Source organism: Flavobacterium sp. (genome assembly GCF_046155325.1).
Taxonomy (GTDB): domain Bacteria; phylum Bacteroidota; class Bacteroidia; order Flavobacteriales; family Flavobacteriaceae; genus Flavobacterium.
Genome location: NZ_JBJXDQ010000202.1, coordinates 13,824 through 29,594, shown reverse-complemented (window position 1 = coordinate 29,594; position 15,771 = coordinate 13,824). Strand labels below are relative to the sequence as shown.

Sequence of the window (15,771 nt, the reverse complement as noted above, 5' to 3'; positions counted from 1 at the left end):
TTTTCGGCTTCGGCTTCGTATGTAATTCCTATTCTATGTCGCAACACATCGTGAACTACTGCACGAACATCTTCAGGAATTACATAGCCACGACGTTTGATAAAAGCATAACATTTTGCAGCATTGGCTAAATTGATACTTCCACGAGGTGAAGATCCAAAACTAATTAAGGGTTTCAAATCAGCTAATTTGTATTTCTCTGGAAAACGGGTAGCAAAAATAATATCAAGTATATACTTTTCGATTTTTTCATCCATGTATACCTCACGAACGGCTTCTTGAGCTCTCAATATTTGCTCAACCGAAACTACTGGATTTACTTTTTCATAACTTCCTTTTAAGTTTTGGCGAATTACCAATCGCTCCTCATCCATTTTTGGATAATCAATTACCGTTTTCAACATAAAACGATCGACTTGTGCTTCTGGTAGAGGATACGTTCCTTCTTGCTCAATTGGATTTTGAGTAGCCAATACTAAAAAAGGTCTGTCTAATTTAAAAGTGGTGTCTCCAATTGTAACTTGTTTCTCTTGCATCGCCTCTAATAGTGCCGACTGAACTTTGGCAGGAGCACGATTGATCTCATCTGCCAAAACAAAATTGGCGAAAATTGGTCCTTTTTTAATCGAAAATTCATTCGATTTAATATTATAAATCATGGTTCCTACCACATCGGCAGGTAATAAATCTGGTGTAAATTGAATACGACTAAATGACCCTTGAATCGCTTGTGATAAGGTATTTATAGCCAATGTCTTTGCTAATCCAGGAACTCCTTCAAGCAAAATGTGTCCTTGACCCAATAATCCGATTAATAATCTTTCAATCATGTGTTTTTGACCTACGATTACTTTATTCATTTCCATGGTAAGTAAATCGATAAAAGCACTTTCTCTTTCTATTTTTTCATTAATGGATCTAATGTCCAAAGTCATTGTATTTTCTTCCATCTTCGTGTTTTATTTGCTATAAATTGTGTTCGTGTTTTTTTGACGGTGCAAATTGAAATTTTTTTTATAAGTACGATGTTAAAGAATGGTTAAAACTTATATTAAACCCTTATTTTTAAGGATGATTTATGATACTATTTTCATAATTTTAAAGTTTTAAAAAAATAGGCGTTGAAATCGAAGATTCTACAATTTTGATAAACACAATTTTTAATAGCAATTGTAATTTCAAAAATCAATTCTCCATTCAACAAATCGCAAGTATGAAATCTAAAATTGCATGATTAATAAACGACTGCTTATTAAAAACCTTTTGGCTCACAATGATGAGTGCAGTTTTTATGACAAAAAGCGTCAGTTAAATTTGCATAGCCGAGAAGGGAAAGCCAAGTTTTTGAAACACATTTGTGCCTTATCCAATTCGAATCCTGCCAATAATTCTTATATCGTTGTGGGTATCGAAGATCAAGATAACGAGATTGTAGGCGACGATTTTTTTGACGACAGTCGGATTCAAAATTTAGTGAATGCGTATCTCGAAAATCCTCCAAAAATTCAATATGAAAATGTTCCTTTTCCTAGTTTACCCAAAGATAAAGTAATTGGTCTGGTCACTATAAAAGCAAAAAGCAAAACCTCACATTTCAAAAAAGGTATTCATACCATTTCTATAAACACTGTTTTTATAAGGCGTGGCAGCAATACTGTTCCAATAGAAACAGAAATAGAAAAGAATTATCAAAACACTGAAACAGTTCTTGGAATAGAAAATAATTCTCGAAATAGTATTGCTTATACCCTTGATGGCGTAATTGATTTTATGAATTTTCGCCATAAAGATATGGCACCAGAATATAAGGTTTTTAAGGAATTGTTTGTCATCTGTTGGGCTGGTGTTCCTAGAAAATATAAGGATATAAACTATTTATCCCGAGTAGATATTGAATTAATAAACGAGCAAATTAAATTGTTCTATTCTGCTCAAGATGTTGTTACTATTACTTTTAACGACGATAGTTTTACCATTATAGAATATGTTGCTTTAGGGCTCAATGACAAAACAAGCTATTATCCATTAGAGAAACAAACCCTCTATTTTCATGATAATGGCTATTATAAAATTGACCGAGAAATTCTTTTTCAACCTCCTGAATTCAATCGAAAAATGCTCTTTCATATTTATAATACTAATATTTCTATACTCCATAAACTCCAAAAAGGATTTCAATTAACCGAAAGAGAACTAAGAGATTTGTCTAATTTACCTTCTACTTTTATGATTTGTTACCTTAATGGATTTGAAGATGCCAAGCAAAAATTAATTGATGCCAAACTACTATTGAAACCGTTTACGCCAATATATTTATCCTTTAAAGAATCACTGCGGATTTTGAGAAAAATGAAATATGATGTGCAGTAAAGCGTTTAAATTTGTAAGCATTTATTTGATATACTTGGCTCAGTAGAGCAAAGTAAAAATTCGCAAATCTTGCCTGAATTGGGTGTATATGCGAGGGTTTATTTCGCCTATTAAAGAGTTAGCAGACATTTCATGAAACATAACTGGCAACAAACATTTAAAGATTTTCCAGAAATTCCTCCAGAAAAAAGATGGCAGGAAAACTCGTTAATGTCAACTGAGCAAGAAATTGCGATGAAATTTTTAAACCAACAACATGTTTCTAAAAAAGAAGAGGGAACTTTTAAAAAAATCCTTCAATTTTATAAAGTTCTGAACGAAAAATTACAAAGTTTAGATTACACATCTTTATCGGATGTCGAAAGAGAATTATTTAAAGGATACATTTTATATGCTTTTAATTATTTACCAATTATTTCAAACAATCTAACGATTTTCACAACTTATCGCATGGTAATAAATGAATCAGTTTTAGATAAAAATGAAAGAATCACTAACTCAAAATATTTAAAACACCCTACGTTAGAAATAGTTCAAGAGATTAGACTTTACAATAGAGCAAATTCAACAAATACAACTGTTTTTTATTCATCTGAGTCAATTGACACAAACCTTAAGGAGTTAAGACCTCCACTTAATAAACTAATAACAATAGGCGTTTGGCGCCCAAAATCTAATCGTAAATTCCTATCATATGCTATTTCACATGGCAAAGAAGCGATTAAAAATAATGCAGGTGTTGCTAAAGCAACTAAAGCATTTGAAGAACTTAAACCATATAATTCTCCACTTTTTATTGAATACATTGAAAATTATTTTAATTTACTTGGTAGAGAATTTTCAAAAACCGTTTCTCACAATTCAGAATATTTAATGAGTTCAACTTTCTCAGAACTAATACTACATGGCAAGGGCAGTGATACTAATTTTGAATGTATAATCTATCCTAGTGTCGGCAATAATTTCAAAACTGATAATATTGCAATGCGTATAGATGTATTTGAAAACGATTTTTATTTGGAGAAAGTAATTGAATTTGAGATTACAGAGGCGTTTTATGATGATCCATCCATAGCTGACGAAGCTGATGAGATTACCTTAGCAGATGTCACAAAAGTTTCTATTACAACTGAAATTGATAAAGATGGCAATATTAAGTGGTAGAAGAAACGCCTGCTAACATTTGCTACAAGCGATTTGGGCATTTGGCAAATCCGAAGAATGGGCTTAATTTAGCCCAGCTCCCCGAAGAGTAGATAAGTTGTCGCTTGGGCTGCGCAAATGTCTCTGACTTTGCGCCCACAAAATAGAGCAAAAAACGAGAGCAACTTAATTGAGATGCTTAACAGCGTGACAAATTTGGAGATAAATTTTATGTACTTCATTGCGTAACCTTAAATTTGTCATTGCTTCGCCAAGTAGCACCAATTTTTTTAAGCCAGTGTAATTTACAGCATAAATGTTGTATATTTACAGCATAAATGCTATTTACAATGAGTCAACGAATTATCAAACAGAGGATTTTTAATCCAAAAGAAAGTATTAATCGTGCAAAAGTGGCTATAGCCTCTCAACCGAAATGGAAGTTAGAGTCAGAAGGACACGAATATACTTGGACTTCTAAATTAGAAAGAGTTAATATAATTCGAGCTGGTGTGCCATATGCTTCTATTGACGTTATCAGTAAAAGAATTAATGTTCCTGTAAAAGAAGTTTTGCACATTTTTGGATTGCCACAAACAACCTACAATAAAAAGAGAAGAGAAAAATCACTTTTAAACGGAAGAGATAGTGAAGTTGTATTACTACTTACAGAGTTAGTTGATTTTGGGATAGAAGTTTTTAATAGTGAAGAAGATAAATTTCAACGTTGGATGAAGAAATTGAATTTTTCTTTAGGAGATAATACCCCAGAAAGTATGTTGGACTCTATTACCGGCATACAAGAAGTTAGAAACTGCCTAAATAGAATTGAGTATGGAAATCTTGCGTAATGAGAGTATATCGTATTGAAAGAGAAAAATATTTAGAAACAACCTTAAAAGGTATTGGTGCAGCTTTAACGGAAGGCTATAGATGGAATAGCATGAATACTTATTTAGTATACACGGCTGAGTCCCGCGCACTAGCAACACTAGAAGTTTCTGCACACCTTGATTTTAGTCAAGATTTACCCACTGATAGATTTTATATTGAAATTGAGATTCCTTTATCTGTTGAAATAGTAGAATTAAAAATTGATGAACTTCCAGAAAATTGGGATTCAAAACCACCTATACTTGAAACACAATATGTTGGTGATGATTTTGTAACTCAGATCAATGCAGCGGTTTTGAAAGTGCCGAGCAGTATTATTCCTTATGAATATAATTATTTGATTAATCCTAATCATCCTGACTCAAAAAAAATCAAAGTAATTTCTACTCAAAGATTAGTTTTTGATGGAAGATTGAGGCGGTAAGTTTGAACTTGAAATTAAGTGACGTGAAATTTAAACAACAACTATTTAGAGCATTAAAAATAAAATGAGAACACTTGTCATAGGTGACATTCACGGAGGTTTACGTGCGCTACACCAAATTATAGAAAGAGCGAATGTTACTCCAAAAGACACCTTGATTTTTCTGGGTGATTATGTGGATGGTTGGAGTCAATCGCCCCAAGTAATCGATTATTTAATCGAACTAGAAAAGACCCATACTTGCATTTTTATCAGAGGCAATCACGACGAATTGTTGCTCGAATGGTTGGTCAATAAAGCCGATAATCCCATGTGGTTTAAACATGGTGGCGAATCGACCGTGTTGGCTTATGCCAATTTGAGCGAGGAAATTATCGAAAAACATATCGGTTTTTTAAGAACTTTAGAAAATTATTATCTGGATTCCCAAAATCGATTGTTTATTCACGCGGGTTTTACTAATGTTAATGGTATTGATTACGAGTATTTTCCAAAATTGTTTTATTGGGACAGAACCTTATGGGAAACGGCTTTGGGATTAGATAAATCTTTAAAGACTACTGATTTATTATACCCAAAACGACTGACTTTATACCACGAAATTTATTTAGGTCACACTCCCGTGTCTAGAATCAATAAAAGTATTCCGATACAAATGGCCAGTGTTTGGAATATAGATACAAGTGCCGCTTTTTTAGGGCCACTCACGATTATGGATGTGGATACAAAAGAATTTTGGCAAAGCGAACCTTTACCCAATTTGTACCCCAACGAAAAAGGCAGAAATTAAAATTTATTATATTATTTTTACTTTTCAATTTTACAACTATGAAAAAAACATTCTCTATATTATTAATTTTGACAGTTTGCCTAATGAATGCTCAAGCCTACAAAGGAAAAGGGGATTACAAGTTTCAAATAGGTGCCAATATTCAAAATGGCGGTTCAGGAATTCAACTTTCCTCTGATTATGGATATGGTGAAAACATATCTTTTGGGTTAGTAGCATCTTATTTATTATCTGTAGATGAAAACCTTTTAGGAGATAAACCTGAATTTATTGATCGTTTTGATTTTAAAGCACGATTCAATGCTAATTTAGGAAACGTTTTAAAACTAGACCCAAAAATAGATGTTTATCCAGGACTTAATATTGGACCACGAAATTTTGGGGCTCACCTTGGATTTCGTTACTTTTTTACTGATGGTTTTGGCTTGTTTTCAGAAGCGGGAATTCCGGTAGCTCAATATGATCCATCTGCTTATGGTTTTGATAAACTCAATAATCAGTTTGTATTTAATATTGGAGTTTCATTTAATTTGTAACCGTTACAAACTAGTTTTATAAAACAATTGTTCTAAAAGTAAGATTGATTCTGGGCTGGCTTATTTGTTTTGTAGGTGGTAATCTGTGAAGCCAATTGGTTTGGGTAGTTCCTTTCATTACCAATAAACTGCCGTGTTCTAGCAAGATTGAAACAGTTTCCTTAGTCGCTTTGTGTTTAAAAGCAAATTTACGCTCAGCACCAAAGCTTAAGGAAGCAATTGCTCCATTTTTTTTTAAATCTTTCTCCCCGTCGCTGTGCCAAGCCATTCCTTCATCGCCTGAATGGTATAAATTAAGCAAGCAAGAATTGAATGTTTCTCCAGTTTCTTTTTCAACCATCGTTTTTAGTTCTAATAATTCAGGAGTCCACATCAAGGCATTTTTGGTGATATTAGAATAGGTATATTCAAATTCGCTTTCACCATACCAGGCTACTTTTCGTTTGGTGATAATTAATTTTCCAAAAATAATGGCTTGATCGTTTTTCCACTCGATGGTATTCCAAAGCTTTTCATAATAAAAATTGGCTTCTTGACGATTCCAAAGTTTACCATGATAATTGACTATGCCATCTTTAGGCAATATGTTTTTTGAAGGCTCAATTTCGATATCGAATAAATCCATTGTGAAGCTATTTTAAGCTAACAAATTTTTTTAGCTTTTATTAATTGAAGATTATAATATGTTTTTACATTCTTTTTTGAGCGGTTGGTAAAAATTGATTGTACAAAGATAATATTAACGTAAATAACCCCAAGTATTCTAAAACTCTTTTTCGCCAAATTCGCTTGTTGGGAGTTTATTTTTACTCGTTAATTTATTGAAATTATAGCTAAAATTAAGTGCTAAAACATTGGTTTCATATATATAATTTGTGGTGGTATAAAATTCGGTGCCAAAAGTTGTTATTCTTTGTTGGTTGGTATTCATATTGCCAAAATCAATATATTGCCATTGAAAGCCAATACTACCATTTCCGCCAAAAATAATTTTTTTAGCAGAAAGATTTGGTGTTAAAAACCTTGAATCTTCTCCTTGAGCTGTGGGTTTGGCTGCAATATAATTGACATTTGCCGTGATACTCCAATTGTTTCCAAGGGTTAATGTGCTGTTCGTGTTTAATGAGTAAACCCAATCAGAATTGTTTACCTCTGATGTCTCGCCTAATATATTTAAAGCGCCATTGATTTTGTAATTGTAAACGTTGGCGCCAAGGTATAAAGAAAGCCATTTTTTAGGTTTGAAATTTGTTCCTAATTCTAAACCATACAGCCTTGCTTTTTTGGCATTGGTGTAAACTCTATTAAGTATAGTATCGTTAAAAACACTATTTACTCTTTGAATTGGGTTTTTGATGTTTTGATAATACATCGTGGCGAATAGTGTTCCTTTCTTAAAACTATGATTCAACCCTAATTCGGCTAAATCAACAAACTGCGGGAGCAAATCAGGATCTCCTTGTTCTAATGTTTCTGAATGTTCTCTTTCAGGGATGGGATTCAATTCGGAATTATTATTACGTTGCACTCTTTTGCTATAACCAATTTTAGCATTCCAATGGTCATTAAACACATACAATATATTAGTCGATGGAAAAAGGTTGTTAAAGTTTAGTACATGGGGACTCACATCTGTAGATAAAACAACTTCTCTTTTAGCATTTTCATAGCGCAATCCACCAACAAATTGAAGTTTTTCAAATTTAATAGCATATTGAGAATATAAAGCATGAATCCAATTGGTTGTTTTGGCAGTCCCTCTATAAATAAAATTATTAACTGCATGAATAGGTTCAGGATTTATGGTGTATCCAAAGGTTCCGTCCTGAAAATCATATCGGTATTGATAGCCGTTTTCTAGTTTTCCTTTTCCAATACCAATGGCATAATCTAATTTTATTCGAAAACCAGCAATTGGGTTGGTATAAGGATTATTTACTTCCTGAAAAATTGTTTGTTTAGCAGGGTAATCCATATTTAGATTAATGGTGTTTCCAAACAAATTGGCATATTCATAGAGAGCCGAACTGGTCAATGTTGATTTGTTGCAAAAAGTATGCGTGTAATCAAAATTAACTAAGGTAAATTTACCCTCTTTGGTTTGAACATTCGAATTAAAATACCTCAGATTTAATTGAAAATCTGTTATTAAATTAGAAGTGCTATTGTCATAGCGCAAATCGGCTCTTCTGGCTTGGAATTTTCTCCCTAGATAAAATCCAAAATTGAATGTATTATTAGTATTAGCAGTATAATTTATAGCTGTTTTGGCTGAATAATTATACTTGTCAAAACTACGTTCCCCATTGGATAAAAATCGAGTTATAGTAGCGTTTTCAAAATCTTTAGTGAAAACATTTCCTTCTCGATAGCCGTTATTATCATTTCTTAAGTAACCCAGCGTAAGAGCGATATCAAATTTGTCTTTTTTGAAATTTGATGTTATATCGCCTCCAAATCGTTTAGGCTTTTCTAAATTATTATAATCATTCGTGCTTGGCAATCCCCCCATGATGTTAGCTGCAATTGCAAAACCATCGAGACTTCCTTTAGTAGTTACAATATTCAAAATACCACCTTTGCCGTCGGGATCGTATTTTGCAGAAGGAGCGGTAATTAATTCAATATTTTGAATTGTGTTTGCAGGGAGTTGGCTCAAAATTGTTGCGGCATCAGTCAAAACAGGTTTGCCGTTGACCAAAACCATAAAACCATTAGATCCTCTTAGACTAATATCTCCTTGTCCATTGACGGTTACCGAGGGTAAATTTTTTATTACATCAATCGCAGTGCCTCCTTTGGCGGTTTCAAACTGGCTCGCTTTGTATTGTTGTTTGTCAATTTTATTATATGAATTGGCTTTCTTATTGGTCAAAACAACCTCTTCTAATTTTTGACTAACTAACTTTAATTTAATCGGATCCAACTGAATATTTTGATTGTTTTGAATGTTGATTTCATCCAAAAAAAAAGCCTCATACCCTACAAAATAAACTTTGAGTTTATAGCTCCCATTTTTTACATTTTGTATTAAATAAACACCGTTTTTATTTGAAACTGCTCCATTGATAACCGAATTATTCACCGAGCTTAATAAAGCAATACTGGCGTATTCTAGGGGTTTGTTATTATAATTGTCTAAAACTGTACCTTTAATTGATGCGTTTTGAGCACTAAGACTTGTTATTATTAAGGATAAGGTTAATATATAGAATAGTTTTTTATGCATTTTAATAAATTTGCCTGCAAGTTATATAAACTGTTTTAAAAAATAGTCCTAATTAAGTATGGAAATACTTTTGATTAGGATTAATATTAGCAAAAAAAACTTCCCTTTTCAGAGAAGTTTTAAATAATTTATCAAATTTAAAATCTTTAATTAAACATCATCATAATCTATAAAAATTTCAGCTGATGTGGGATGTGCTTGGCAGGTAAGCACCAAACCTTCTGCAATTTCGCTATCAGTCAATATTGAGTTTTTCTTCATCTGGGCGGTGCCCGATTTTACTCGCGCTAAGCAGCTACTACAAATTCCTCCTTGACAAGAATACGGTGCGTCAACTCCTTGTTTTAAAGCTGCTTCTAGGATAGTTTGTTTTTGAGACATCTCAAAAATAGTTTCTTCATCATCTACCAAAATAGTTATTATAGTATGTCCATCATGGGAACTTACTTTAGGGCTTTCAGCTATTGAAGTAGTAAATAGTTCGAATTTAATGGCTGCATCAGCAACATTATTTTCTTTAAGAACTTTTGAAACAGTATTAATCATTTCTTCAGGTCCACATAAATAAAATGAATGAAATTCTAAAGAGCCATGTTTGTTTTTCAACACATAATTCACAGTAGATTTATCTATTCGACCCGATAATTCGCTTTTAGATTGACTATAAACATAATGTACAAAAAGACGACCTGTATAATGTGATTGTAAATCATGTAATTCTTTATGAAAGATTGTTTCCTCAGGGGTTTTGTTACCATAAACCAATACAAATGTACTGTTGGGCTCAGCCTTTAACATTGATTTTATAATTGAAATAACTGGCGTAATTCCACTTCCAGCCACAAAGGCTGCATAGTTTTTTTGTTGGTGACTGTCTGGTTTGAAAATAAATTTCCCTTCTGGTTCACCTATTTCTAGTATATCCCCAGCTTTTAGTTTACTGTTCGCAAATTGAGAAAACGCGCCATTGTTTACTGCTTTTACTGCAATTCTCAATTCACCACTTTCTGGCGAAGAACAAATAGAATAGGCCCGACGAATTTCTTTTCCGTCTAAGGTTAATTTTATATTCAAGTATTGGCCAGCTATATAGGTATAGAATGGCTTAAATTCCTCTGGGACATTAAATAGTATTGAAACTGCAGCTTCCGTTTCGCGTTTTACTTCTTTAATGATGAGCTTTTTGAATGATGGCATACAATATTTTTTTGCAAAAGTAGGAAACGAAATAAATCGGACTTGCAAAAAAAGTAGTTATTTTTATTGTAAAAGTGTGTTTTATATATTTTAAGCTTAAAAAAGTGGCTTAATATCAAGATAATTATAACTCTTAGGGATTTATTTAGTTTAAATTTCTATATTTCAAAAAGAAACGTATTTTTACCCGTCATTATAATAAATGATTCTTTTAGAAGTTAAATGATAAAAAGATTATCCTTGAAAACAAAAATAACTAAATACACATTTGTCCTAACCTTTATATTTTTAATGTTGGCATGTTCTACGAGAAAAGATACTTTTTTATCTAGAAACTGGCATGCTTTGGGCACAAAATATAATATTTTATACAATGGCCAAATAGGTTTAAACAAAGGACTTGTGGGCATAAATGCAGAAGGCAAAGACAATTACTGGCAACTTTTACCTGTAGAAAGAATGCAAATCTTTGATGAATTCTCGGCAGATTCAAAAACTAAAAATACTGACTTCGAACTTGCTGAAGCTAAAGCAACCAAAGCCATTCAAAAACACTCTATGAATATTGGTGGTAAAGAAAAAAACTATCAAATTGATGAAGCTTATTTACTGTTAGGTAAAGCTCGTTATTTTGACCAAAGATTTGTCCCTGCATTAGATGCTTTTAATTATATTTTATACAAATATCCTAATAGTAATAAAATTTATCAGGCGAAAATATGGCGTGAAAAAGCTAACATGCATTTAGGAAATGATGCTCAAGTGGTAAAAAACATAATCAAACTTTTAAAAATTAAAACCTTAGAAAAACAAATTATTGCCGATGCTAATGCCTTGCTTTCACAAGCTTTTTTAAATTTAGAAGAAAAAGATAGTGCAATAGTAAAATTAAAAATAGCAGAAAAATTCGCTACCACAAATTCCGAAAAGGCTCGTTATAGATTTGTACTTGGACAATTGTATGAAGAATTAGGTCAAAATGAAAATGCCGTAGCGAGTTTTCAATCAGTGATTGATATGAAAAGGAAAGCAGCAAAGGAATACACTATTCAAGCTCATGCTAAAAAAGCAAACCTTTTTGATTACAAAAAAGGAGATACATTAGTTTTTTTAGAAACCTATAATAAACTCATTAAAGACAGGGAAAACCGTCCTTTTCTAGACGTTGTTTTTCATCAATTAGGCGTGTTTTATGACCGAAAAAATCAAAATAAATCAGCTGAAGAATTTTATAATTTATCTTTAAGAAAAATACCTAAAGACAAATATTTAACAGCTTCAAATTATAGAAATATTGGGAATATGCATTTTGAAAATGCCGATTATCAGATGGCAGCTAAATATTATGATAGTACTCTGGTTAATCTTAATTCAAAAACAAGAGAGTATTTTAGAATTCAAAAAACAAGAAAAGATTTAGACGATGTTATTCAATATGAAACAATCGCTAAGAATAACGATAGTATTCTTTCTATTGTTTCGATGTCTGAATCAGATAAAATTTATTATTATGAAAAATATATTGCAAGTTTAAAAAAGAGTGATGACGCTAAAAAAATTGCTTTAGAAAAACTAAAAAAAACACAGTCTAGTTCAGCAAATACTGGTTCCCAAGAACCTAGTGCAAATCTCCAAGATGCTTCTGGAAATGCAATTAAAAAAATATCAATGGCACCGCCATCCATTAATACTGGCAACCAAACAGCAAACAACTTTTATTTTTATAATCCTACAATAGTATCTTTAGGGATATTAGAATTTCAAAAAAATTGGGGCAAAAGATCAAAAGAAGGCAATTGGAGAATTTCAAGCACATTAGAAAAAATTAAAAATGATACAGTAGTTGCTTCTCCTGACAAAACAATTGCCTCTGAGAAGTCTACTACAGAAAAAGTAATTGATAAATACACTAGTGAATACTATATCAAGCAACTCCCACAAAAACAATCCGAAATTGATAGTATTATTAAAGAGCGTAATTTTGCTTATTATCAATTAGGAATTATTTACAAAGAAAAATTCAAGGTATATGATTTAGCCAGTAATAAACTTGAAAAATTATTACAACAAAATCCAGAAGAAAAACTAGTACTTCCAACAATGTATAATTTGTATAAAATATACCAAATTAACAATGCTAGCAAAGCAGAAGAAATGAAGAGTAAAATTTCGTCGATGTATCCAAATTCTCGCTATGCACAAATCATCAATAATACGACACAGACTACCGTTTCTGAAAATGAAAATTCGGCTAAAGTCTATACTAAAATCTATAAAGAATTTCAACAAGAAGAATTTTCAAGTGTTTTACAACAATTAGAAGAATTGATAACCCAATATACTGGTAATGAAATTGTACCTAAATTTGAATTATTAAAAGCAAATACATTAGGAAAATTAAAAGGATTAGAAGCCTATAAAACTGCATTACAATTTGCAGCCGATAATTATCCGAATAGCGAAGAAGGCAAAAAAGCTCAAGATATAATCACTACTGAAATTCCGCTGCTCGAAGGTTTAGCATTTACAGAAAATGACACTAAAAAGTGGAAGATTATTTACAAATTTCCTGTGAATGATCTGAAAAGCAAAACCGCTATTGAAGATAAAATAAAAGCCTTCTTAGCTGTTGAAACACCAAAAATATTATCCTATTCTTTCGATAAATATTCTGAAAAAGATAGTTTTGTTACAATTCATAGTGTCAATTCAGAATTGTATGGTAATGCAATAGTAATCAAATTAAAAGAACAATTTAAGCTTGGTGATTCTGGGGTTGTAGTTTCGGATGAAAACTATAGAATAATTCAAATCAAAAAAAATCTAGAAAGCTATTTAGCGACAAAAAAGTTGTAGACCATGTTTGACAAAAAACCAAAATCATACACTGATCTTTTAGGAAAAACAAACAGGATTGTAGAGGGAACAATCATTAAAGGAGATATCATTTCTCAAGCTGATTTTAGGCTTGATGGTGAATTGACAGGAAACTTTCAATCAAAAGGCAAAATAGTTATTGGTCCTCAAGGAAGTGTTTATGGCGATATAATATGCAGAAATGCTGACATAGAAGGCAGATATCATGGCAAGATTACAGTTATTGAGGTCTTAAACGTTAAGCACAAAGCCGTTATTCACGGAGAAGTAATTTGCGGAAAATTATCGGTAGAACCAGGCGCTGAATTTAGTGCATCATGTACCATGAAAACAATTTCAAAAAACAATATTGCAAATGACGGACAACAAAAATCCGAAGAAGCAAACCAATAATAAATGGCTCGCTTTAATTAATATTCCCATTCAAATGGGGGCAATTATATTTCTGTTTGCCTATTTTGGAAATTGGTTAGATACAAAATTCCCAAATTCTCATAATATATATGTCAAAATTTTAACTTTAGTTGGAGTTGCTATTGCCTTTTACAATATTAACAGACAATTAAAAGACATCAACAAATCATCATAATCTAAAATGATTTTAAAAAAATACCAACCTATTATTGAAGTTTTAATGCTTTCGATTGTAGTATATATTGGAAACAAAATGTTTTTTTATTATAACGAAACAAACCCAAAGTATCAAGGCTTGTATTATTCTTTAGAAACTCTTTACAGCTTTTTTTCTATCTGCTCAACAATCATCGTTTTTATACTGATTCAGATAAGAAATAATAATATTGACAATGTTGGTTTTGCATATTTATGGTTAACACTCATTAAAATGGGGGTGTCATACGTTCTTTTACACCCTATTCTTCAATCTCAAAATCCAAACATTAGATTCGAAAAACTACATTTCTTTCTCATTTTTGCTGTGTTTTTAACAATTGAAACCATTGTAACTGTCAAGATTCTAAACAATAAGCAATAAGTTGGTATTAAAAAGACAATTCCTTGGTTTTTTTTTATTTATTGCTTTTGGCATATTAATATAAAATGTACCTTTGCACCCAATTTCAGAAATTAAAAATTAAGATAATTAACAGTTATGGTTATTTCAAACAAACCACTTCAATATATAATAGTAATTTTAATAGCTTGTCTTCCAATATTTGGTCTAGCCAATGCAACATCGGAAAATATACCAGGACACACTGAAACAACAGCCGTTGAACAAGAAGTTACTCCTGTAGCAGAAGAAGAAACTTCGGAAATTAAAAAGCAAATAAAAGAAGTAATTGATCACCACGTTTTGGATGGTCACGAATTTTCACTTTTTGAAGACGCAGCAACAGGAGAACATTACGGATTTCCATTACCAATTATTCTTTGGGATAATGGAGTTCACATTTTTTCATCTTCAAAATTTCACCACGGAGAAGCTGTTGCCGAATCAAACGGGAATTACTACAAATTACACCACGAAAAAATATACAAAGCTGATGCTGCCGGAACTTTAACCGAAGAGCACGGACATCCAACAAACGCAAAACCAATCGACCTTTCTATCACTAAAGGAGTTTTGACCATAATGATTGTAGCTTTGTTAATGTTTTTATTGTTCACAAGTTTAGCAAAATCTTACGCCAAAAACAACGGAATTTCTGCAGGTTTTGGAAGACTTTTCGAACCAATTGTTTTGTACATTCGTGACGAAATCGCAATTCCAAACATTGGCGAAAAGCATTATAAAAGATATATGAGTTATTTGTTGACCATCTTTTTCTTTGTTTGGTTCTTGAATATCTTTGGTTTGACTCCACTAGGAATTAACGTTACAGGAAACATCGCAATCACTTTTGGATTAGCGGTAATCACATTTTTAATTACAAATCTTACGGCAAACAAGAATTATTGGGGACACATTTTCTGGATGCCAGGTGTGCCAACTCCAATGAAAGTTATTCTTGCGCCTATAGAATTGTTAGGAGTATTTATCAAACCATTCGCATTGATGATACGTTTGTACGCAAATATTTTTGCGGGACATATTGTATTGATGAGTTTAATTGGATTAATATTTATATTCAAAAGTTGGTTAGGAAGTAGCTTGTCATTTATGTTGTCATTCGCTATTTCAATCATCGAAATATTAGTTGCGTTGTTGCAAGCGTATATCTTTACGATGCTTTCTGCTTTGTACTTTGGTTCAGCAGTAGAAGAACATCATCATGAAGAGGCGCATTAAATTGCTTGAAGCAATAAGCTATAGGCAATAAGCTGCAAAGCATAATGCCTATCGCCTAAA

General features: G+C 32.0%; 15 protein-coding genes. 11 read left to right on the top strand and 4 right to left on the bottom strand.

From position 1 onward, the window contains the following. Positions 1-950: AAA family ATPase (locus ACKVOD_RS13365; RefSeq protein ID WP_409209964.1), on the bottom strand; the 950-nt coding region annotated here is incomplete at its 3' end. A 280-nt stretch (positions 951-1,230) separates the two neighbouring features. Here ACKVOD_RS13365 and ACKVOD_RS13360 point away from each other — a divergent pair. From ACKVOD_RS13360 to ACKVOD_RS13335, 6 genes are all read left to right on the top strand, one after another. Further along, positions 1,231-2,370, top strand: a complete 1,140-nt coding sequence (locus ACKVOD_RS13360) for an ATP-binding protein (RefSeq protein ID WP_409209963.1) — start codon at positions 1,231-1,233, stop codon at positions 2,368-2,370. A gap of 132 nt (positions 2,371-2,502) precedes the next feature. Next, positions 2,503-3,534 carry a hypothetical protein gene (locus tag ACKVOD_RS13355; protein WP_409209962.1) on the top strand — a complete coding sequence of 344 codons (1,032 nt, stop codon included), beginning with the start codon at positions 2,503-2,505 and terminating at the stop codon, positions 3,532-3,534. Positions 3,535-3,863: 329 nt separating this feature from the next. Continuing rightward, the gene (locus ACKVOD_RS13350) at positions 3,864-4,364 is read left to right on the top strand and encodes an antitoxin Xre/MbcA/ParS toxin-binding domain-containing protein (RefSeq protein WP_409209961.1); all 501 of its coding nucleotides are present in this window, start codon (positions 3,864-3,866) and stop codon (positions 4,362-4,364) included. After that, entirely contained in the window at positions 4,364-4,831 is a 468-nt protein-coding gene (locus tag ACKVOD_RS13345) for an RES family NAD+ phosphorylase (RefSeq protein WP_409209960.1), read from the top strand. The genes ACKVOD_RS13350 and ACKVOD_RS13345 overlap by 1 nt, the downstream gene beginning before the upstream one ends. 64 nt (positions 4,832-4,895) lie before the next feature. Then, on the top strand, positions 4,896-5,621 hold the full coding sequence (locus ACKVOD_RS13340; RefSeq protein WP_409209959.1) for a metallophosphoesterase family protein: 726 nt from the start codon (positions 4,896-4,898) through the stop codon (positions 5,619-5,621). Between the two features lie 38 nt (positions 5,622-5,659). Beyond that, positions 5,660-6,157 carry a DUF6646 family protein gene (locus ACKVOD_RS13335; protein ID WP_409209958.1) on the top strand — a complete coding sequence of 166 codons (498 nt, stop codon included), beginning with the start codon at positions 5,660-5,662 and terminating at the stop codon, positions 6,155-6,157. A gap of 16 nt (positions 6,158-6,173) precedes the next feature. On the opposite strand, the gene ACKVOD_RS13330 is transcribed toward ACKVOD_RS13335, so the two are convergent. The 3 genes from ACKVOD_RS13330 to ACKVOD_RS13320 form a co-directional block, all read right to left on the bottom strand. Then, positions 6,174-6,782 carry an alpha-ketoglutarate-dependent dioxygenase AlkB family protein gene (locus tag ACKVOD_RS13330; RefSeq protein WP_409209957.1) on the bottom strand — a complete coding sequence of 203 codons (609 nt, stop codon included), beginning with the start codon at positions 6,780-6,782 and terminating at the stop codon, positions 6,174-6,176. 138 nt (positions 6,783-6,920) lie between these two features. Continuing rightward, the gene (locus ACKVOD_RS13325) at positions 6,921-9,386 is read right to left on the bottom strand and encodes a TonB-dependent receptor domain-containing protein (RefSeq protein ID WP_409209956.1); all 2,466 of its coding nucleotides are present in this window, start codon (positions 9,384-9,386) and stop codon (positions 6,921-6,923) included. Between the two features lie 150 nt (positions 9,387-9,536). Next, positions 9,537-10,583: a 2Fe-2S iron-sulfur cluster-binding protein gene (locus tag ACKVOD_RS13320; RefSeq protein WP_409209955.1), complete on the bottom strand. Its 1,047-nt coding sequence runs from the start codon at positions 10,581-10,583 to the stop codon at positions 9,537-9,539. Positions 10,584-10,823: 240 nt separating this feature from the next. On the opposite strand from ACKVOD_RS13320, the gene ACKVOD_RS13315 reads away from it, so the two are divergent. From ACKVOD_RS13315 to atpB, 5 genes are all read left to right on the top strand, one after another. Beyond that, on the top strand, positions 10,824-13,439 hold the full coding sequence (locus ACKVOD_RS13315; protein WP_409209954.1) for a tetratricopeptide repeat protein: 2,616 nt from the start codon (positions 10,824-10,826) through the stop codon (positions 13,437-13,439). A 3-nt stretch (positions 13,440-13,442) separates the two neighbouring features. After that, positions 13,443-13,853 carry a polymer-forming cytoskeletal protein gene (locus ACKVOD_RS13310; RefSeq protein ID WP_409209953.1) on the top strand — a complete coding sequence of 137 codons (411 nt, stop codon included), beginning with the start codon at positions 13,443-13,445 and terminating at the stop codon, positions 13,851-13,853. Further along, on the top strand, positions 13,816-14,049 hold the full coding sequence (locus tag ACKVOD_RS13305) for an AtpZ/AtpI family protein (RefSeq protein ID WP_409209952.1): 234 nt from the start codon (positions 13,816-13,818) through the stop codon (positions 14,047-14,049). The genes ACKVOD_RS13310 and ACKVOD_RS13305 overlap by 38 nt, the downstream gene beginning before the upstream one ends. 6 nt (positions 14,050-14,055) lie before the next feature. Continuing rightward, positions 14,056-14,454: a hypothetical protein gene (locus ACKVOD_RS13300; protein WP_409209951.1), complete on the top strand. Its 399-nt coding sequence runs from the start codon at positions 14,056-14,058 to the stop codon at positions 14,452-14,454. Between the two features lie 117 nt (positions 14,455-14,571). Continuing rightward, a complete protein-coding gene (gene atpB / locus ACKVOD_RS13295) occupies positions 14,572-15,711 on the top strand; it encodes a F0F1 ATP synthase subunit A (protein ID WP_409209950.1) in 1,140 nt (379 codons plus the stop codon). Positions 15,712-15,771 lie beyond the last annotated feature (60 nt).